Origin of the sequence: Halorubrum sp. Eb13, from assembly GCF_002252895.1 — an archaeon.
Lineage (GTDB): Archaea > Halobacteriota > Halobacteria > Halobacteriales > Haloferacaceae > Halorubrum.
The window spans coordinates 1-19,770 of record NZ_NHPE01000114.1 but is presented as its reverse complement, the minus strand read 5'-3'; the positions used below and the strand labels follow the sequence as shown (position 1 = coordinate 19,770).

The following is a 19,770-nucleotide window of genomic DNA, read 5'->3' as shown; positions in this document are numbered from 1 at the left end:
ACAGGTTTCCATGAAGCTCAGGAACCTCGCCGGGACCGCCCTCCTCGGCGTCGGCGCGCTCGCCGCGGCCAACACCGGACTCCGGTACGAGGGCGAGCTGGAGGCCCCGCTCGACGGCGACGACGGCGTCTTCCGCTGGCGCGGGATGGACGTCGCGTTCACGGAGGCGGGCGACCCCGACGACCCGGACCTCGCGCTGCTCCACGGGATCAACGCCGCCGGCTCCTCGGGGGAGTGGCGCGCGGTGTTCGACGACCTGGCCGTCGACTACCACGTGATCGCGCCGGACTTCCCCGGGTACGGTCGCTCCGATCGGCCGCCGCTGCGGTACTCCGCGGCGCTGTACGAGGACTTCGTCCGCGACTTCCTCGCGGACCTCGACGAGCCGGCCGTCGTCGCCTCGTCGCTGTCGGCCGCGTACGCCGCCGGGGCGGCGACCGGGGGCGGGTCGGGGAGCGACGCGGTCGACGTGAGCGGCTTCGTCGGCGTCTGTCCGACGAGCACCGCCGGCCCGAGCCCCCCGAAGTCGTGGCTCCGCGAACTGATCCGGTCGCCGCTGATCGGGGACGCGCTGTTCAACGTGATCGCGTCGAAGCCGTCGATCCGCTACTTCAACGCCGACCACGGTTACGACGACCCGACGAACCCGAGCGAGGAGTGGACCGACTACGAGTGGCGGACGACCCACGTCGAGAACGCTCGGTTCGCGCCGGCCTCCTTCATATCCGGCTACCTCAACAGCGACCTCGACCTGGCGGCCGCGCTCGCCGACCTCGACGTGCCCCCGACGATCGTCTGGGGGCGTGAGGCCGAGGTGAGCCCCCTCTCGGACGGCCGCGACCTGGCCGACGAGGCCGACGCGCGCCTCGTCGTCTTCGACCGCGCGCGGCTGCTCCCGCACGTCGAGCACCCGGAGCGGTTCGTCGAAACGGTGCGAGAGAGCCTCGTCGCCGGCGCGACCGCCTGAGACGGGAGCCGCACCGGACGCCGGGGACCGCCCCCGCGTCGGGCCGGTCGGAATCCCAGTATCAGACCTGAGCATCGGGAAGCAAGCGGTTTAGGCGATGATCGCCGACGCGGGAGTATGACCGACTCATCCCTTCGAGTGCTCTGCGTCGACGACGAGCCGGGGCTCGCCGCGCTCGTCGCCGCGTACCTCGAACGCGACGACGGGATCGACTGCGAGGCCGTCGCCGAGACGGACCCGGACGCGGCGTTGGCGCGCATCGAGCGCGAGGCGTTCGACTGCGTCGTGAGCGACTACGACATGCCCGGTCGGACCGGCGTCGAGCTGCTCTCGGCGGCGCGGGAGACCGAGCCGGACCTCCCGTTCCTCCTCTTTTCGGCGACCGAGCCGGACGCCATCGCGGCCGAGATGGTCCGCGCGGGCGTCAGCGATTACGTCCACAAGCGCGGCGGCGTCGACGGGTACACCGCGCTCTTACGCCGAGTCGGACACGCGGTCGACGGCGAGGGCGGGAGCTTCGAGGCGGGCGCCGAGAGCGTCGGGGACGGCGACGCCGAGGGCGTCGGTCCCGCGACCGAGGTCGCGCTCGACGGGGTCTGCACGGTCGCGCCCGACGGCACCTTCGAGTTCGTCGGCGAGGAGTACGGGCGGCTGTACGGCTACGAGCCGGACGAGCTGGTCGGCGAGCCCTGGCAGCGCCTCCACCCGGACGAGGAGGTCGAACACATCCGGACCCACGTCATCCCGGCGGTGATGGAGGGCGAGCGGTGGACCGGGACGAGCGAGGGGCTCCGCGTCGACGGGACCACGTTCGCGGAGTCGAAGCTGGTGAGCACGGCGAGCGACGACCGGCTCGTCATCTCGGTGTCGCCGTTCGACGAGGTCGCCGGCGGGACGGCCGCGAGCGACTGACGGGCGTGACTCAGGCGTCCCGCCGGACGTACAGCGTCTTCTCGCAGGCGGCGTGGACGGTTCCCGCCTCGTCGACGAGCGAGACGAGGTAGTCGCGGTCGGTCGACTCGCCGGGACCGAGCGCGTCGCGGATCGCGTCGGTCTCGGCGACGGGCAGTTCGAACTCGGCGTACAGCGTGTCGCGGCCCGGCTCGAGGAACTCGAGCGCGGCCGACTTGTCCCAGACGGTGAAGCCGTCGCCGAGGAGCCGCCGGAGCATCGTCATGTACACCGGGTCGATCGCGCCGTAGAGGCTCCCGCCGAAGATGGTCCCGACCGCGTTGCGGGTCCGCCAGTTGAATGGGACGCGGATCCGCACGTAGCGCCAGTCCGCGCCGATACGGTCGACGCGGGCGCCGGTCCCGCGGTAGGCCGGCAGGAGGTTGAAGCCGTGGCGCCACAGCCGGGTCCGGAGACTTTCCGCCGGCGGGTCCTCGCGGAGGGGACGGGGATCGGGGTCGCGGTCGACGCCGGTCGGCGAGTCGATCACGTCTCGGAGGCGCCGCGCCGGCGACAAACCCGTGTCGGAACCGGCGACAACGCGCCCGGGGTTGTCGATGTCGATATCTGACGCTTATGTAAATGACTGCGGTGGCGCGCACCTGCGAGCGCCTACCGGGCGCGAGCAGCCTGCGCGAGGTCGCCGGCGCTCCGCGCCGGCTGCCAGAGAATCTTCGATTCTCGCTGGAGTCGGTCGCCCGGAGCGACGCGGAGGGCGACCGACGAGGCTGGGGAGGCGTGAGGTGCGGTCGCTGTGCGGGGCGGGACTCGAAGGGGCAGTCGCGAGGGCGAAGCACGGCGAAGCAAGTACCGCAGCGAGGGAGCACCAGCGACCGAGAGAGGAACGCAGCAAGCCGCGCGAGCCGTCGCGACTGGGGCTTCGGAGGCGTTCGCCGTCTATCCGTCATCAACTACTTCTAAACGAGCGACCGGGGCTTCGGAAGCGCTTCCGTCGGTCTCACTTCCGTCCGATCTCGCTCCCGCTCTCACGGAGGCGGCCCGAAACGGGTATCCGCGCGCGTCGGTAACCCGGCACCGATGGAGTGCGACAAGTGCGGGGCCGACGCCGTCCACCACGCCGCCTACTCCGGGGCGCACCTCTGCGGCGAGCACCTCCGCCGGTCGGTCGAGAAGCGCGTGAAACGCCGGGTCCGGGAGGACTCCCTCCTCGATCCGGAGGCGACGCCGGACGACCCCGACCGCTGGGTGATCGGCCTCTCCGGCGGGAAAGACAGCGTCGCGCTGACGCGAATTCTGGACGACGTGTTCGGGAAGGACCCCCGCGTCGAGATGCTCGCGCTGACGATCCACGAGGGGATCGAGGGGTACCGCGACGAGAGCCTCGACGCCTGCGTCGAGCTCGCCGAGGAGCTCTCGCTCCGGCACGAAGTCGTCTCCTACGAGGAGGAGTTCGGCGTACAGATGGACGACGTCGTCGAGAGCGACCCGGAGAACATGGCCGCCTGCGCGTACTGCGGCGTGTTCCGGCGCGACCTCTTGGAGGAGTACGCCGCCGAGTTCGACGCCGACAAGCTGCTCACCGGCCACAACCTCGACGACGAGGCGCAGACGGCGATGATGAACTTCCTCGAGGGCGACGTGCGACAGGTGGCGAAACACTTCGACGCCTCGCTCGGCCCCTTCGACGAGCGCGAGGGCACCGACGACTTCGTCCCGCGCGCCAAACCGCTCCGCGACGTGCCCGAGAAGGAGATCGCGCTCTACTGTCACGTCCGCGACCTCCCGACGCACATGGCCGAGTGCCCCCACTCCTCGGAGGCGTACCGCGGCGAGATCCGGTCGACGATCCACGAGTTAGAGGAGAACCACCCCGGCGCCCGCCACTCGATCATGGCCGGCTACGAGGAGCTCTCCGCGCTCGCCGCCGAGGCGTACCGCGAGGGCGGCGACGCCGCCGACGGCGCCCCCGACCTCGGCGAGTGCGAGCGCTGCGGTTCGAAGACGAGCCGCGACGTCTGCCGGAAGTGCCGCCTGCTCGACTCGATCGAGGCGGCGACCTGACCGCCCCGTCGAACGCGGTCGGCGACCCGAGCGTTCTGTCGGTCAGGCGTCGCCGTCGACCCGCCCGAGCAGGTCGAGCTGGTGGGTGAGGTAGACGAGCTCGGCGGCGTCGACCCGTCGCCGCCGCTCTGAGAGCCACGCGTCGAGGTCGGCGGCCGAGAGCGATCCGTCGCCCCCGACGGCGATCACCTCGCCGACCGCCGCCTCGACGGTGTCGAGGATGTGCCGGACGAAGAACGCCTCGTCGGCCGGATAGCCGGTCTCGCCGTCGGCGGGACGCACGACCCAGTCGGAGCCGGCGACCCCGAGGAGCGTCGAGCCGTCCGCCTCGCGCAGGCGCGAGAGCGCGGCGCCGCCGGCGCGGCTGTCTCCGTCGGGTTTCTCGTCCATGTGCCGGTGGTACAGCCGCTCGATTGCCCGGTCGTCGGGGTGCGCCGGGCGGAAGCGCGTCCCGCCGTCGAAGGTGATCGGGAAGTAGTAGGTCCCGCCGGGGCCGAGCGCGTCGAGCAGGGCGTCGAGCCCGTCGAGGTCGAGGACGTCGAGCAGCGCCATCCCGATCAGGGCGTCCCACTCGCCCGGGCGTTCCCCGGCGTACGCGACCGCGTCGGCGGCGACCGGCTCGACCCGAACCGTACGGGCGTCGGTCTCGACGACGAGCGCGTCGCCGTCGGCGGTCTCGACGGAGACCGGTCCCTCTCGGTCCGTCGCCCACTCCCGGAGGTACGGACCGACGCCGGCGAGCGCCTCCGCGTCGCGGTCGACGGCGACGTACCGCGTCTCCCCCGGCGGGAGCACCTCCCGATCGATCAGGCGGGCGACCATCGTCCCGATGCCGGCCCCGACCTCCAGCACGCGCAGCGGCCCGGCGCTCGCGGCGGCGCGGTCGGCGAGCCGCTCGCGGAGGATCCCGACGAGCCGGCGGTCGAGCGCCCGGTCGTCGACGGTCCGCTTCGCGCGGAGGTAGCGCCGGAAGGCGTCGGTGTCGTCGGCGATGGCGTCGTCGGCGAGAGCGTCGTCGGCGGGGGCCTCTTCGTCGGTCGCCTCGGCGGACTCGTCGCCGCTTCCGGTCACGTCGCGGTCTCCCGTCACGTCGCCACCTCCGTGTCTATCGCGTCGACGCCGTCGCCCGCGTCAGCGACGTCGGCGAGGAGTCGCCGGACTCGACCCGTCGACTCCGTCCAGCCCGGGTGACGCTCGTACCGCCGCCTGGCGGCGCGGCCCATCTCGGCAGTCCGATCGGGGTCGGCCGCGAACTCGTCGAGCGCGCGGGCGACGGCCGCGGGGTCGTCCGGGTCGACGAGGACGCCCGTCTCCCCGTCGGTGACCGTCTCGTTCGCGCCGCCCGCCCGGGAGGCGATCGCCGGCAGGCCGAAGCTCATCCCCTCGAGGTAGACGATCCCGAACCCCTCGTACCGGGAGGGGACCGCGAGGACGTGGCTCTCGCGGAGGACGTCGGCCAGCGCGTCGTCCGACAGCCGGCCGGCGAAGCGCACGCGGTCGCCGAGCCCGCGCTCGCCGACCAATCGCCGGACGTCGGCGACGTGGGACTCGTCGACCGGCCGGCCGACGACCGTGAGGTCGACGGCGGCGTCGGCGCGGGACACGCCCTCGACGAGCGTGTCGAGCCCCTTCCGCGGTTCGACGTTCCCGACGAACGCGACTCGGAGGGGCGCGGGAGCGGGGTCGGCGACCGACGCGCCGTCGCCGGCTCCGGATTCCTCGCCGATTTCCCCGAGCGACGCGGCGCGCGCCGCGACCGCGTCGCCGTCGATTGCAGGATCGAACCGGTCGCCCGCGGGCGGGGCGACGACGGTCTCGTCGGGGTCGACGCCGAGGGCGGCGACCGCGTCGCGGGTCGCCCCGCTGTTGCAGACGACGCCGTCGACGGTCGCGAGATACCGGCGCTCGACGGCGCGGTACAGCGGCGAGAGGCGGCGCGGCTCGCTCGCCCGCAGGTGGTGGACGACGCTCACGATCGGGTACGGCAGACCGCGGTTGGCGAGGACCAGAGAGGGGTGCGCGAGCTCGTCTTGCAGCATCACGTCGACGTCGACGCGGAGGCGGTCGCGGAGGGACGGGCTGGCGTTGTCGAGCAGCCCGCGCGGGTACGCTCGCCACGGGAGTTCGACGACCTCGACGGTGTCGCCGGCGGCCCGGAGCCCCTCGACCAGCTTCCGGTCGTAGCGGAACCCTCCGGACCGCTCGTCGAGGCTCCCGTACAGCGTGAGCCCGACCCTCATACCGGGGCGTCGTACGTCGCGGCGGCCGCGTCGTCCTCCCAGACCGTCACGGACAGCTCGGTCACGGTCTCGTCGGTCACCGCGTCGGTCACGCGCTCGAAGATCACCCGGGCAAAGCGCTCGACGCTCGGATTGCGCCCCTCGAACTCGGGGAGGTCGTTGAGCAGCTCGTCGCGGTAGCGGTCGGCGAGGTCGGCGAGCGCCGCGTCGGCGTCGTCGATGTCGACGAGGTAGTCGTACTCGTTCAGCTCCGGCCCGCGGAACGTCAGCTCCACCTCGAAGTGGTGGGAGTGCGGGACGCCCTCGGGTCCGGGGTCGGGGACCGTGAGGTAGTGCTGGGCCACGAAGTCCGTCAGCACCGTCGTCGCGTACATACACCGATCCACGGGCGCGACGCACCTAAATCCGGAGGGCGGGGGAGAGGCGACCGGGACTGCCGCCGGCCGCGTCCCCGCCGTCGGCCCGACGGACGCTCACAGGTAGCCGAGCGCCGCGAGCCGCTCTCGCTCGTCGCTCTCCCCGTGAACGCGGCTCACCGGCAGCGGCTCCGGCGGTTCGAGCGCCGGGTCGAGCGTCCCGCGGTCGACGCCGGTCGTCTCGGCCCACGGCACGGCGAGGAGGGCGGGCACGGGGGTGTTCATCGGGTGGCCGTACAACCCCCACTCGCCGAAGAGGTTGCCGTGGTCTGCCGTGACCGCGACGCGGCCGTCGACGTTGTCGGCGAGCGTCTCCACCTCGCCGAGCACGTGGCGGAGGTTGGCCTCGTACGCGGCCCAGACGCGCTCGACCGAGACCTCGCCGCGCCGGAGCGACACCCACGGGTTCCCCTCGTTGCTGTGACTCCCCGTCCGGGCCAGCCCGTCGTCGCCGTCGAGGGGGTCCGGGACGAACGGGTGGTGCGGCTGCATGTAGTGGGCGACGAGTCGGTCGGGGTCGCGCTCCCGGGCGAGCGCGACCGCCCGCTCGGTGACCGCCCGCGCCGGCACGGTGCCGAGGGCGTCGTCCCACGCGTACTTCCACACCTCGTCGAGCGCCGCGAACGCGTCGGCGTCGAGGTAGCGGTCGGTCCACGTGTTGCCCGTCGCCATGACCGTCCGGGCCGTCTCGGGGCGACCGACGAACGTGTTCTCCAACCACTCCGAGGAGGAGCTGCCGACCGACCGGACCGTCTCGACGCGGTCGAGGAAGTCGACGTCGGCCGCGACCGAACGCAGCAGGTCGGCCCGACAGGCGTCGAGGACGACGAGGACGTCCCACTCGCGGTCGAAGGCGTTCGTCCCGTAGTCGAGCCGCCGACCGACCGCCTGCAACCCGCGCAGGTAGGCGGTCCCGAGGCGGCTCATTCCCGGTTCCGTCACGACCGTGAGTTAGCGCGCGGCGACTAAACCGCTCCGGCGGGAGGCATATACGTCTCCCCGCCTCGATACGACCGTGAACTGTCTGTTCGCCGGGGCCGGGTCGATCGCGCCGGAGTACGCCGCCGGCCTGTCGGGGAGTCCGCTGTCGCTCGCCGGCGTCGTCGACCTCGACGGGGATCGCGCCGCCGCCCTCGCCGCGGCCCACGACTGCCCGTCCTTTACCGACCTGGACGCGGCGCTCGCCGCGGTCGACGCGCCGGTAGTGGTGAACCTGACGAGCCACGCCGCCCACGCGCCGGTGACCCGGACCGCGCTCGAAGCCGACCGCCACGTCTACTCGCAGAAGCCGCTCGCGCTCGACGCCGACGAGGCGCGGGCGCTGGTGGCGCTCGCCCGCGACCGCGGCCTCGCGCTGGGCTGTGCACCCGGCACGCCGCGAGCGCCCTCGCAGCGCCGCGCGGGGCGCCTCCTCGCCGACGGCCGGCTCGGCCCGGTGGGGCTCGGATACGCTCACGCCCACGTCGGCCGCGTGACCGACTGGCACGACCGCCCCGACTCCTTCCTCGATATCGGGCCGCTGTACGACGGGGCCGTGTACCCGCTCGCGCTGCTGGTGTCGTGGTTCGGCCCGGTCGAGCGCGTCCGCGTCGCCGACGCGCTCGACGTGTGGCCCGAGCGCGAGGAGCGCCGGCCCTCGACGCCGAGCCACGTCGAGGCGACGCTGGCGTTCGCGGCGGGGCCGACCGTCAGGCTGACCGCCAGCTTCTACGCCCCCCACCGGAGCCGGGAGTTCTACGGGCTGGAGCTCCACGGCGACGACGGCTCGCTGTACCTGACGGGGACCGGCGCGATGGACGACGACCGCGACGCCGTCCGGTTCGGTCGCGTCGGGCGGGAGTACGTGAGCGCGCCGCCGACGTCTCCGGCGAAGCCCTACGAGTACGTCGACGCCGTCGAGCGCCTCGCCGCGACGGTCGAGGCGGGGTCGCCCTCGCGGGCGGGCGGGCGGCGGGGCGCCCACGTCGTCGCCGTCTGCAACGCGATCGAGGCGGCCGCCGAGGGGGACGGACCGGTCGCCGTCGACGACTGCGGGGCGACCGCCGACCCGCCGTCGGCGCCGGTCGTCAGGCCGGCGTCGGACGGGTGTAATACGGGCACCGGGGTCGAGGGGACGTCGGGCACTGGGGTCGAGGGGACGTCGGGCACCGGGGTCGAGGGGACGTCGGGCGCCGCCGCGATCCGCCTCCCGTCGGTCGGCTTCGGCTGCTCGCGCTACCGCGACGGGGAGTACGTCGAGCGCGCCGACTCGATCGCGACCGCGCTCGACGCCGGCTACCGCCTCCTCGACTCCGCCGAGCTGTACGGCAACGAACACCGGATCGGGGAGCTGCTCGCCGCGCCGGGCGCGCCCGACCGGGAGCGGGTGTTCCTGCTCGGGAAAGCGTGGCGCACCAACCACCGCCGGGAGCGCCTGCTCGCCGCCTGCGCGGGCAGCCGCGAGGAGCTCGGGATCGACGCATTCGACTGCTACGCGCTCCACTGGCCATCGGCGCTCGAACACCGGGGGGAGCTGAGCCGGCTCGCCGAGGAGCCGGTCGAGCGACAGGAGGCGCTCGCCTTTCCCGAGGACGCGGACGGCGAGCTCGCGACCGACGACGTGTCGCTGGCGACCGCGTGGGAGAACCTGGAGGCCGTTTACGAGAGGGGATGGGCCCGGACGCTCGGGGTCTGTAACGTCTCGCGGGCGCAGCTGGAGACGGTACTGGAGACCGGCGACGTCGACCCGGCCTTGGTGCAGGTGGAGCGACACCCCTACCGCCCTCGGACCGGTCTCGTCGACTGCTGTCACGAGCGCGGAATTCGGGTGGTCGCGCACTCGCCGCTGTCGGCGCCCGGCCTCCTCGACGAACCCGTGCTGGACGCGATCGGCACGGATCGGGGTCTCTCGCCGGCCGCGGTCGTCGTCGCGTGGAACGCCTCGCGAGGGGTCGTCCCGATTCCGTCCAGCACCACGGAATCGCACGTCGTCTCGAACCTGGCCGCCGGGAGCGAGCGGCTGACCGCCGACGAGCTCGCGCGGATCGACGCCCTGCGCGACCCCGAGTTCGAGCGGTAGGGCCCCGGAGTCGATCGCCCTCGTCCGCTCGGGCGGTATTTCTATGTGACAGAAGTCCATGTGTGTAATATGGCAACAACCAAGTCGCAGCGGCCCGCGGTCGACATCGGCTCGCTGAACGGCCTCCACTGGGTGGGTATCGTCGCGGCGCTGGTCTCCGCTGCCGTCCACCTCTTTCTCGGCGTCAGGATGTTCCCCTCGCCGATGGGTATCAGCTTCGTCCTCGCGGGGCTCGGCTTCGTCGGTGGCGTCACCCTCCTCGCGATCGACTACCGCCGACGGACGGTGTACGCGGTCGGGATCGCTTTCACCCTCGTCCAGATCGTCTTATGGTACGTCATCAACTTCGCGGGCGGGACGAAGTCGTTCCCGGCCGACGTCGGGACGCTCGGCGGCGTCGACAAGGTCGCGCAGGTCGTGTTGATACTCGTTCTGGTCGCCCTGCTGCGCCGGTAGCCGTGGCGGACCGCGAGCGCCGACGGCGACGCGAGCACGCCGTCGCGATCAGCGACGCGCTCCCCGACGGCTCGGCCGTCGACGCGGGCGTAAACGCGACCGTTCGGCGCGTAAACGTATCCCCGGGCGGCGGACCCCTCGCGGGCCCGGTCGCGACCGGAGGTGGCGTGTAGATGGCCGAGATCCGCCGTCGACGCTCCGTTCGCGTCGGGATCGGTTTCGGGCTCCCGCTCCTCGCCGCACTCACGCTCGCCGCGCTCCTCCTGCGGCTGTTCCCCGCGGACGCGATGGGCCGCTGGGGACTCTCGCCCGCCGTCGTCGCCGGCCTCTGTTGGGCCGGACAGCTCTGGTACGTCGGGTACGGGCTCGATCCGGAGGGGCTGACCGGCGGCTTCTGGCGACAGCTGTTCGGACTGGCGAACGCGGTCACGCTCGTTCGCGGGGCGCTGTACGCGGTCGTCGCCGGATTCGTCGTCGCGCCGCCGGAGACGGCGCTCGCGTGGGTGCCGGCGCTGTGTTACGGGACCGGCGTCGCCCTCGACAACCTCGACGGGAGCGTCGCCCGAACGGTCGGGCGGGAGACCAAGGTCGGCCGCCGGCTCGACATGGCGTTCGACACCTTCGGATTCGTCGCCGCGCCGCTCGTGGCGGTGTTGTGGGAGCTACTCCCGATCTGGTACCTCTCGATCTCCGCCGCGCGCTACGTCTTCCGCGGGGCCGTGTGGCTGCGGCGCGTCCGCGGGCTCCCCGTCGGCGACCTGCCCGACAGCGACCTCGGCAAGTACCTCGCGGGCGTCCAGATGGTCTTCGTGACGGTCGCGCTCGTCCCGCCGGTGCCGACCGACGTCGTTCGGACCCTCGCGCCAATCGTCCTCGCGCCGTCGCTGGCGGTGTTCGCGCGCGACTACCTCGCCGTCAGCGGTCGACTCCCGTCTCGCCGGTGAGAAAGCAGACGGTCACGAGTACTCCAGGATGACTTGGACCGCCGCGTCGGGTTCCGAGTCGAGCAGTTCGTACGCTTCCGGCGCGCGCTCGAAGGGGATCCGGTGGGTGATGAGCTCGGCGGCGGGGATCGCGTCGATCCGGTCGAGCGCCGCCTCCATGCGGCGGTCGCGGTCCCACCGCCCGCGCAGCTCCGGGCTGATCGTCGACACCTGACTGGAGACGATGTCGATGCGGTCCCGGTGGAACCGCCCGCCGAGGTCGATCGGCTCGCGCTTGGTCCCGTACCACGAGCCGACGACGATCCGCGCGTCGTAGCCAACGACCCCGATCGCGTCGTCGAGCGCGCTCGGCTGGCCGGACAGCTCGACCGCGAGGTCCGCGCCCCCGACGGCGGAGTCCCCGGCGAGGTCGACGGCGCCGAGTTCGGCCGGCGTCGTCGTCCGGTCGGCGCCGAGCGCAGCGGCGAGCGTTCGACGGCGCTCGATCGGGTCGACCACGACGAGCGACTCCAGCGGGAAGTCGGCCAGCAGGCGGACGACGCAGAGTCCGATCACCCCGGCGCCGAACACCACGACCCGCTCTCCGAGACGGGGGGCGGCGTCGAGGACGATGTTCGTCGCGGTCTCCACGGAAGGGAGGAGCGAGCCGGCGGCCGGCGTCGTCTCCGGCGGGAGCGCGACGACCGAGTCGGGGGTCGCGCGGAAGCGCGTCTGGTGGGGGACGAACGCGAACACCGACCGGCCGACCCACTCCGAGTCGACCTCGGCGCCGACCTCGCGGACGACGCCGCTCGCGGCGTAGCCGTACCGGAGCGGGTACGAGAGGTCGCCGTCGAGCGCGTCGAGCGCCTCGTCCGCCGGGAGATCCGCCGGCGTCTGGTCGCGGTACACGAGCAGCTCCGTCCCGGCGCTGATCGCCGACGCGCGGGTCTCGACGAGCAGCTCGTCGTCCGCCGGCGGTCCGACCGTCGCCTCGCGCACCTCGACGGTCTCCGGGGCCGTGAAGTAGAGCGCGGCGTCAGTCATCGGGTCGCGGACCCGGTCCGGTCGCGGGCGACGCCCGAGCGAGGCCACGGGCTTCGGCTCGGCTGGTGGCGTAACACGTAGATCCCTACGCACTGTGCGATGTTAAGTCCTCGCGCCGTCCGACGGGTCAGACCCGGAGGTAAGCGAGCGGATCGGCGTCGACGGCGCGAAAGAGAGACGGTCGATCGGAAAGCGAACGACTGCGACGGCGGCGGTCCGTCAGCGACGCCTAGCGGATGACGTCGAGGCCGTTGTTCCGCTCGGTCTGCTCGGTGCCGCCGTCGGACTCCCAGCCCCGGTCGGCGCCGCCGGAGGCCGTCGCGCCGGCCGTGCCGTTCGCCTCGGCGGCGCGCGAGCGCGAGTCGCCGAGGTCCTCGGCTCCGGCCGCGGCGCGGGACTTGTCGGCCTGCTTCTGGGTCGACGGGCCGAGCACCTGCGCGCTCTGGACGCCCGTCATGATCGCCATGACGCGGACCTTCCCCTTGTACTCGTCCTGGATTCGGGCGCCCCAGATCACGTTGGCGTTCGCCTCCAGTCGCTCGGTGATGTTGTTCGCGATCCCCTCGGCCTCCTTCAGCGTGAGGTCCGGACCGCCCGTGATGTGGACGAGCCCGCCGGAGGCGCCGCGGTAGTCGACGTCCAGGAGCGGGTGGTTCATCGCGTCGTTGACCACTTCCTGGGTCTTGTTCTTGTCCTGGGTCTCGCCGACGAGCATGACGGCCACGCCGCCCTGGTTCATGATGGTGAACATGTCGGCGTAGTCCAGGTTGATGAGGCTCGGCTGGGTGATCGTCTCGGAGATCCCCTTCACCGTCTCCGCGATGATCTGGTCCATCACGGAGAACGCCTTCCCGATCGGCAGGTTCGGCACGTAGTCAAGCAGCCGGTTGTTGTCGAGGACGATGATCGAGTCGGCCTCGTTGCGGAGGGTCTCTAAGCCCTCCTCGGCCTTCACGGTGCGGGCGCGCTCGACGTTGAACGGCGTCGAGACCATTCCGACGACGATGGCGCCCTGCTCTTTGGCGATCTTCGAGACGACCGGCGCCGCGCCGGTGCCGGTGCCGCCGCCCATTCCGGCCGTGACGAAGACGAGGTCGGCGTCGCCGAGCACCTCCTTGATCGTCCCCTGGGCCATCTCGGTGGCGCGCTCGCCCATCTTGGGGTCGCCGCCGGCGCCGAGCCCCTGCGTGAGCGACTTGCCCACGAGGATCTTGGTGTCGGCCTCGACCATCTTGAGGTGCTGTTTGTCCGTGTTGATCGCGACGGTGTCGGCGCCGTCCACGCCGATGTTGTACAGCCGGTTGATCGTGTTGTTTCCGGCGCCGCCGGCACCGACGATGACGATCCGGGGGTCCCCGAACTCGTCGTCGTCCATATCGACGGAGTCCATGTCGCGCTTCTCCGCTTCCGCGTTGTCGAGGGCGTCCTGAACGAGATCTTGCATCAGTTCACACCTTCGCCCAGTTGCGGTTGCGGCCGCGCTCGTCGCGCTCGCCGTCCTGTTCGTTCAACATGTCGCGAACGGCCGACCGGATCGCCTCGCTTCGGTTCGGGAACTCGCCCGTTTCGACCATCTGTTCGACCTCGTCTATCTGCTGTTTCGGGATTCGTAGTGTCACACGCTCCATTGGTATTCCCCCGGTAAGACGGCGAGCACGCGACGCGTGTGTCTTACAGCGACGAATCGCCCGTCGACGGGATCATCCCCGCCGCGGACGGCCGCTGTAAGACGACCGTCTTACGCAGTTCAATTCACCGAGTCTACCAATATAAAGCTATCGCCGAGTGTAAGACAACCACCCGAAGAGACGAATTCGGCCGACTGGCGGCCTGAGTCAGGCGTTACCTATCATTTAACACGTCTGCGGCGGGGGTCCGCCGACCGCAGCCGGGGCAGAACGCCCAGTCGGTCCGCAGCTCGTCGCCGCACTCGCAGAACGCCCGGTGAGACTGCTTTTCTCCGCAGTTCGGACAGTACACGTGTTCTTCAGGGACGTTCTCTCCGCAGCCGCCGCAGGCGTTTTCGCCAGCGTTCGCGCTCGCCGGCGTCTTACGCGTCTCCGTCTCAGCGTCCGCCGACGTCTCACGTGTCACACGCGTGTCGGCGGCGTCGGCGTCAGGGGCGTCGAGAGAGACGTTCACGTTGACCTCGGCCGGGTTCCCCGACGCATACGTCGCGTCGGACGGAGCGCGCCGTCCGCCGAGGCGGTCGTCCAACGCGGCGTCGAGCCGCTCCGCGATGAGGTCGTCGACGCGGTCTGCCAGCGCGGCGCCGACCGTCTCCTCGGCCGTCGGACCCGCGTCGGGAGCAGTCGCCTCCTCGGCGTCGTCGAGGTGGGTGCGGAGGGCCTCCCGCATCACCTCGCTCTTGGAGGCGTCACACGCTTCCAGCCGCTCGACGAGGTCGTCGTCGGCCCGGAAGGTGATCTTACTCATACGGACGCCATATCGACCGTACTACAAGTATCTTCCCCCCGATATCGGACGGTAGCCGCGAGACGTTTCAGCCCCCGGAAACGAGCGCGCCGAGCCGCCGCGGTCGGCGAAAATCATGTCACATGGTCACACGTGTGTCTGACGCAGATTTATACGGCCCGCGTGGGCATACGTGTGTATATGAGTAACCGCGTCGAGGACCTCGAACGACAGGTCGCGGAGCTGCAAGCGGCGGTCAACGGGCTCACCGAGGAGCTGGTCGAAATGAAGGAACGCGTCCGACAGCTCGAGGACGCCCAAGAGGTGTCCGTACGGGCGGACGCCGCGACCGAGGAGGCGCGGGAGACGGCCGAACCGGCCGAGGAATCGACAGAGTCCGCCGGCGGCGAGACGCGGACCCACTCCGACGACCACGTCGAGGTCGTCGAGCGGACCGACGACGGGAGCGCGTCGACCGGCGGCGAGGGCGACGACGACATGGTCGTCCCCGAGCAGGAGGCGACGACGCCGGACGCCGAGGCCGGCGGGGCGGAGGGAGAGAGCGACGACGAGGAGTCGGACAGCGACATCATCGTCGCGTAATCCGACCTCGCACTCCCGCGTCACATGCACATTACGGAAGTCGTTTTGGACGGATTCAAGAGCTTCGGGCGGACGACGAGGATCCCCTTTTACGACGATTTCACGGTCGTCACGGGACCGAACGGCTCCGGGAAGTCGAACATCATCGACGGAGTCCTCTTCGCGCTCGGATTGGCGCGCACCCGCGGGATCAGAGCGAAGAAGCTCACCGACCTGATCTACAACCCCGGTCACGACGACGGCGACGGGACCGGGGGCCCGAACGAGGCGTCGGTGACCGTCGTGCTCTCGAACGAGGACGGGGCCTTAGACCGGTCGCAGGTCGTCTCCGCGGCCGGCACGGAGAACGTGGGCGACGTCTCCGAGATCACGATCAAGCGCCGCGTCAAGGAGACCGAGGACAACTACTACTCGTACTACTACCTCAACGGACGCTCGGTGAACCTCTCCGACGTGCAGGACCTGCTCGCGGCCGCCGGCGTGACGCCCGAGGGGTACAACGTCGTGATGCAGGGCGACGTCACCGAGATCATCAACATGACCCCCTACCAGCGGCGGGGGATCGTCGACGAGATCGCGGGCGTCGCCGAGTTCGACGACAAGAAGGAGGCCGCCTACGAGGAGCTGGACACGGTCGAAGACCGGATCGGCGAGGCGGACCTCCGCATCGGCGAGAAGCAGGACCGGCTCGACCGGCTGTCCGACGAGCGCGAGACCGCCCTCCAGTATCAGGAGTATCGGGACGAGCTGGAGGAGTACCGCGGCTTCCTCAAGGCCTCCGAGCTGGAGGAGAAGCGGGAGGCCCTCGGCGACGTCGAGGACGACATCGACGACGCGGAGGCCGAGCTCGAAGAGCTCCGCGCGGAGCTCGACGCGAGACAGGGGAAGCTCACCCGCCTCGAGGAGGACCTGGCCGACCTCAACCACGAGATCGAGACGAAAGGCGAGGACGAGCAGATCCGGATCCGCTCGGAGATCGAGGAGGTCAAAGGCGAGATCTCCCGGCTCGATGACAAGATCGAGGCGGCCGAGGAGCGCGCCGCGGAGGCCGAGACGGAGCGGCGCGACGCCTTCGTCCAGATCGACCGGAAGGAGGAGACGATAGCGGACCTCGAAGGCGAGATCCGCGAGGCGAAAGTCGAGAAGGCCTCGGTCAAGTCCGAGATCGCGACGAAGCGGTCCGATCTCGCCGACGTCGAGGCCGAGATAGAGGGCGCCGACACCGAGTTCGACGAACTCAAAGCCGAGCTCGCCGACAAGAAAGAGGAGATCGAGTCGCTTCGCGAGGCGAGAAACGAGACGCAGCGCGAGAAGGACCGCCTGCTCGACGAGGCGCGCCGGCGCTCGAACGCGGTGAGCGAGGCGCGGACCGACCTGGAGGAGGCCCGCGAGTCGATACCGGGGCACAAGGCGCGGATATCCGAGCTCCGCAGCGAGCTCGACAAGGCCGAGAAGAACGAGGAGAAGATCGAGGAGGTCGTCGCGGACCTCTTCTCGGAGAAGGCCGAACGGAGCGAGGACCTGGAGGCGGTCGAAGCGGACCTCCGGGAGAAGCAGAACGAGTACGCGAAGCTGGAGGCGGCCGCCGACGAGCGCGGCGATACCTCGTGGCCGCGGGCGGTGACCGAAGTGAAGAACGGCGGCATCGACGGGGTCCACGGCGCGGTCGGCGAGCTTGGCTCGGTCGAGGCCGAGTACGCGGAGGCGTGCGAGACGGCCGCCGGGGGGCGGCTCGCGAACGTCGTCGTCGACGACGACGGCGTCGGGTCGACGTGTATCGACTACCTCAAGCGGCGGAACGCGGGCCGGGCGACGTTCCTCCCCATCACGGAGATGGACGACCGGAGCCTCCCGCGGAAGCCCTCGCTGCCGGGCGTCGTCGACTTCGCGCGGAACCTCGTCGACTACGACGGCAGGTACGCCTCGATCTTCTCGTACGTGCTCGGCTCGACGCTCGTCGTGGAGGACATGGCCACCGCCCGCGAGCTGATGGGCGACTACCGGATGGTCACGCTCGACGGCGACCTCGTCGAGAAGTCCGGCGCGATGACGGGCGGCTCCGGCGGCGGCTCGCGGTACGCGTTCACGAAGTCCGGCGGCGGGAAGCTCGAACGGCTCGCGACGGAGATAGCGGAGCTGGAGGACGAGCGGCAGTCGCTGCAGTCGGAGATCGACGACCTCGAGGGCGACGTCGACGACGCGCGCGACCGGAAGGCCGACGCCGCCGAGCGCGTCCGGTCGCTTGAGGCCGACGTCGAGCGCGCCGAGGACGAGCTGGCGGACGCCGAGGAGCGCATCGACGAGCTGGAGACCGAGCTCGAGGAGCTGGAGGCCGAACGCGAGTCGGTCGACGCGGAGATGAGCGAGCTCGACGCGGAGCTCGACGAGCTCGATACGGAGATAGCGGAGTTAGCGTCCGAGATCGAGGAGATCGAGGCGGAGCTCGCCGACTCGAAGATCCCGGAGCTCTCCGAGCGTGCCGACGAGATCCGCGCCGAGATATCCGACCTGGAGGACCGGATGAGCTCGCTCGACGGGCGGCAGAACGAGCTGGAGCTGGAGAAGGGGTACGCCGAGGACGCCGTCGACGAGCTCCACGACACCGTCGAGGAGGCACAGAATCGGAAGGCCGAGGCCGAAGAGCGGGTCGCCGAGCACGAGGCCGCGATCGAGGAGCGGGAGGCCGACCTCGCGGAGAAGAAGGAGGCGATCGCCGACCTCGAATCGGAGCTCACGGAGCTGAAGGCCGACCGCGAGGACCTCCGCGAGGAGATCAAGGCGGCGACCCGCGAGCGAGACGAACAGCGCGCGCTCGTCTCGGAGGCGGAGTCCGACCTGGACGATCTGACGGACCGCCGGGACCGACTGGAGTGGGAGATCGACGAGCTGGAGTCGCAGGTCGGCGAGTACGACGCCGGCGAGATCCCCGACCTCGGCGAGGTCGAGTCGCGGATCGAGGAGCTGGAGGCCGAGATGGAGGCGTTAGAGCCCGTCAACATGCTCGCGATCGACGAGTACGACGAGGTGCAGGAGGCGCTCGACCAGCTCCAGGAGCGCCGGGACGTGCTCGTCGAGGAGCGCGACGCGATCGAGGAGCGCATCGAGGGGTACGAGGCGGCGAAGAAGGAGACGTTCATGCAGACGTTCGAGTCGATCAACGACCACTTCGAGGAGATCTTCGCGCGCCTCTCGGCCGGCAGCGGCGAGCTCCTCTTGGAGAACCCCGAAGACCCCTTCGAGGAGGGGCTGACGATGAAGGCGCAGCCCGCGGACAAGCCGGTCCAGCGGCTCGACGCGATGAGCGGCGGCGAGAAGTCGCTGACCGCCCTCTCGTTCATCTTCGCGATCCAGCGGCACAACCCGGCGCCGTTCTACGCGCTCGACGAGATCGACGCGTTCCTCGACGCGGTCAACGCCGAGCGCGTCGGCGAGATGATCGAGGAGCTGGCCGCGGACGCGCAGTTCGTGGTGGTCGGCCACCGCTCGGCGCTGTTGGAGCGCTCGGACCGCGCCATCGGCGTCACGATGCAGGGCGACAACCTGTCGGCGGTCACCGGGATGCAATTCGGCGACGGCGACGAGGAGGTGACCGCGGATGACTGAGCCGCCGGAGTCGGCGGGCGCGGGCGGCGGATCCGGCGACGACGTCCCGGACCTGGACCTGACGAGCGAGCGGGACGGCGGGGCGCGCGACGGAGCGACGCCGGAGCCGCCCGGAGGAGACGGGGCCGCGACGGGCGACGGCGAGTCGAGGGACGGCGCCGCCGGCGACGAGGCGGACGGCGGGGAGTCCGGGGACCCCGGCGACGACGGCGAGGTCGAGCCCGTCGAGCTCCTCGTCCAGCTCGCCGAGGAGGGCGAGATCGAGCCGTGGGACATCGACATCGTGCAGGTGACGGACGCCTTCTTAGAGCGGCTCGACGAGACGGACCTCCGGACGACGGGGCGGGCGCTGTTCTACGCCAGCGTCCTGTTGCGGATGAAGAGCGACGGCATGCTGGCCGACGACGACGAGGACGAGGAGCCCGAGCCGGAGCCGTGGGAGGTCGCGATGGAGGGCGGCGCGCCGGACCCCGCCGCCGACGACTTCGATCCGGTCAGCGAGCTGGAGACGGAGATGGACCGACGCCTCGACCGGAAGAGCACCCGAGGATCGCCGGAGACGCTCGACGAACTGGTCCGGGAGCTCCGCGAGGCCGAGCGCGGATCGTGGTGGAAGGACTCCCGCGAGTACGACACCTCTGAGTCGCCGCACGGGTACGACCGCGGCACGCAGACGCTCGACTACCACACGGGCGACGAGTTCCGGCGCGACGGGGAGCCGACCGCGGGCGAGGCGACCGACCGCACCCACGACGAGGATATCGAGGAGGTGATAGTGGAGATCGACAACGCCCTCCGGACCCACTTCGACCGCGGGCGCACGGAGGTGCTGTTCGGGGAGATCGAGAGCGCGGGCGGGCGCCCGTTCATGACGTACCTCGCGCTGCTGTTCATGGCCCACCGCGGGTCGGTCCGCCTCCAGCAGGACGACCTGTTCGGCGATCTGTGGGTGAAAGACCCCGCGGCGATGACCGGGGAGTCGGAAGCGATCGCGGACTAGTACGTTTTCGAGAGCGCGGTCCGTCGTTCATACGTGGATACCGCCGGACCGGCGGTGAACGCTTCCAAA

Annotated in this window: 18 protein-coding genes; 9 read left to right on the top strand and 9 right to left on the bottom strand. The window is 71.0% G+C overall.

The genetic code is table 11. The features are described from left to right. Nucleotides 1-10: 10 nt before the first annotated feature. Together DJ75_RS12945 and DJ75_RS12940 are read left to right on the top strand one after the other, a co-directional pair. Nucleotides 11-967, top strand: a complete 957-nt coding sequence (locus DJ75_RS12945) for an alpha/beta fold hydrolase (protein ID WP_094524866.1) — start codon at nt 11-13, stop codon at nt 965-967. Between the two features lie 117 nt (nt 968-1,084). Further along, nucleotides 1,085-1,879 carry a response regulator gene (locus DJ75_RS12940; RefSeq protein ID WP_094524865.1) on the top strand — a complete coding sequence of 265 codons (795 nt, stop codon included), beginning with the start codon at nt 1,085-1,087 and terminating at the stop codon, nt 1,877-1,879. Between the two features lie 10 nt (nt 1,880-1,889). Here DJ75_RS12940 and DJ75_RS12935 read toward each other — a convergent pair whose 3' ends face one another. Next, nucleotides 1,890-2,408: a DUF4442 domain-containing protein gene (locus tag DJ75_RS12935; RefSeq protein WP_094524864.1), complete on the bottom strand. Its 519-nt coding sequence runs from the start codon at nt 2,406-2,408 to the stop codon at nt 1,890-1,892. Nucleotides 2,409-2,956: 548 nt separating this feature from the next. Between DJ75_RS12935 and DJ75_RS12930 the strand changes: the two genes are divergently transcribed. Beyond that, complete coding sequence (locus DJ75_RS12930; protein WP_094524863.1) at nt 2,957-3,940, top strand: TIGR00269 family protein; 984 nt, start codon at nt 2,957-2,959, stop codon at nt 3,938-3,940. A gap of 42 nt (nt 3,941-3,982) precedes the next feature. Here DJ75_RS12930 and DJ75_RS12925 read toward each other — a convergent pair whose 3' ends face one another. From DJ75_RS12925 to DJ75_RS12910, 4 genes are all read right to left on the bottom strand, one after another. Beyond that, nucleotides 3,983-5,011 carry a class I SAM-dependent methyltransferase gene (locus tag DJ75_RS12925; RefSeq protein WP_394338281.1) on the bottom strand — a complete coding sequence of 343 codons (1,029 nt, stop codon included), beginning with the start codon at nt 5,009-5,011 and terminating at the stop codon, nt 3,983-3,985. 14 nt (nt 5,012-5,025) lie between these two features. After that, nucleotides 5,026-6,180 (bottom strand): glycosyltransferase family 4 protein, encoded by a 1,155-nt coding sequence (locus tag DJ75_RS12920; protein ID WP_094524862.1) that lies wholly within the window; start codon nt 6,178-6,180, stop codon nt 5,026-5,028. Next, the gene (locus tag DJ75_RS12915) at nt 6,177-6,554 is read right to left on the bottom strand and encodes a 6-carboxytetrahydropterin synthase (RefSeq protein WP_094524861.1); all 378 of its coding nucleotides are present in this window, start codon (nt 6,552-6,554) and stop codon (nt 6,177-6,179) included. The genes DJ75_RS12920 and DJ75_RS12915 overlap by 4 nt, the downstream gene beginning before the upstream one ends. Nucleotides 6,555-6,653: 99 nt before the next feature. Beyond that, complete coding sequence (locus tag DJ75_RS12910; protein WP_094524885.1) at nt 6,654-7,523, bottom strand: hypothetical protein; 870 nt, start codon at nt 7,521-7,523, stop codon at nt 6,654-6,656. Nucleotides 7,524-7,611: 88 nt separating this feature from the next. Between DJ75_RS12910 and DJ75_RS12905 the strand changes: the two genes are divergently transcribed. The 3 genes from DJ75_RS12905 to DJ75_RS12895 all read left to right on the top strand — a co-directional run bounded on the left by DJ75_RS12905 (nt 7,612) and on the right by DJ75_RS12895 (nt 11,054). Then, complete coding sequence (locus DJ75_RS12905; RefSeq protein WP_094524860.1) at nt 7,612-9,654, top strand: aldo/keto reductase; 2,043 nt, start codon at nt 7,612-7,614, stop codon at nt 9,652-9,654. 69 nt (nt 9,655-9,723) lie between these two features. Then, the gene (locus tag DJ75_RS12900; protein ID WP_094524859.1) at nt 9,724-10,110 is read left to right on the top strand and encodes a hypothetical protein; all 387 of its coding nucleotides are present in this window, start codon (nt 9,724-9,726) and stop codon (nt 10,108-10,110) included. Between the two features lie 173 nt (nt 10,111-10,283). After that, complete coding sequence (locus tag DJ75_RS12895) at nt 10,284-11,054, top strand: CDP-alcohol phosphatidyltransferase family protein (RefSeq protein WP_094524858.1); 771 nt, start codon at nt 10,284-10,286, stop codon at nt 11,052-11,054. A gap of 12 nt (nt 11,055-11,066) precedes the next feature. On the opposite strand, the gene DJ75_RS12890 is transcribed toward DJ75_RS12895, so the two are convergent. The 4 genes from DJ75_RS12890 to DJ75_RS12875 form a co-directional block, all read right to left on the bottom strand. Continuing rightward, the gene (locus tag DJ75_RS12890; RefSeq protein ID WP_094524884.1) at nt 11,067-12,080 is read right to left on the bottom strand and encodes a zinc-binding alcohol dehydrogenase; all 1,014 of its coding nucleotides are present in this window, start codon (nt 12,078-12,080) and stop codon (nt 11,067-11,069) included. 229 nt (nt 12,081-12,309) lie between these two features. Next, entirely contained in the window at nt 12,310-13,524 is a 1,215-nt protein-coding gene (ftsZ, locus tag DJ75_RS12885; protein ID WP_094524857.1) for a cell division protein FtsZ, read from the bottom strand. Between the two features lie 4 nt (nt 13,525-13,528). Further along, nucleotides 13,529-13,708: a ribbon-helix-helix domain-containing protein gene (locus tag DJ75_RS12880; protein WP_004595187.1), complete on the bottom strand. Its 180-nt coding sequence runs from the start codon at nt 13,706-13,708 to the stop codon at nt 13,529-13,531. A 214-nt stretch (nt 13,709-13,922) separates the two neighbouring features. Further along, on the bottom strand, nt 13,923-14,516 hold the full coding sequence (locus DJ75_RS12875) for a zinc ribbon domain-containing protein (RefSeq protein ID WP_094524856.1): 594 nt from the start codon (nt 14,514-14,516) through the stop codon (nt 13,923-13,925). A 180-nt stretch (nt 14,517-14,696) separates the two neighbouring features. Here DJ75_RS12875 and DJ75_RS12870 point away from each other — a divergent pair, with 180 nt between their 5' ends. Genes DJ75_RS12870 through DJ75_RS12860 form a run of 3 tightly spaced genes read left to right on the top strand, consistent with a single transcriptional unit; the run spans nt 14,697 to nt 19,701 of the window. Next, nucleotides 14,697-15,098, top strand: coding sequence for a hypothetical protein (locus DJ75_RS12870; RefSeq protein WP_094524855.1), 402 nt, complete (start codon nt 14,697-14,699; stop codon nt 15,096-15,098). Between the two features lie 24 nt (nt 15,099-15,122). Then, nucleotides 15,123-18,701 carry a chromosome segregation protein SMC gene (gene smc, locus DJ75_RS12865; protein ID WP_094524854.1) on the top strand — a complete coding sequence of 1,193 codons (3,579 nt, stop codon included), beginning with the start codon at nt 15,123-15,125 and terminating at the stop codon, nt 18,699-18,701. Continuing rightward, nucleotides 18,694-19,701 carry a ScpA family protein gene (locus tag DJ75_RS12860; protein WP_094524853.1) on the top strand — a complete coding sequence of 336 codons (1,008 nt, stop codon included), beginning with the start codon at nt 18,694-18,696 and terminating at the stop codon, nt 19,699-19,701. The genes smc and DJ75_RS12860 overlap by 8 nt, the downstream gene beginning before the upstream one ends. The last annotated feature ends 69 nt before the right edge of the window (nt 19,702-19,770 follow it).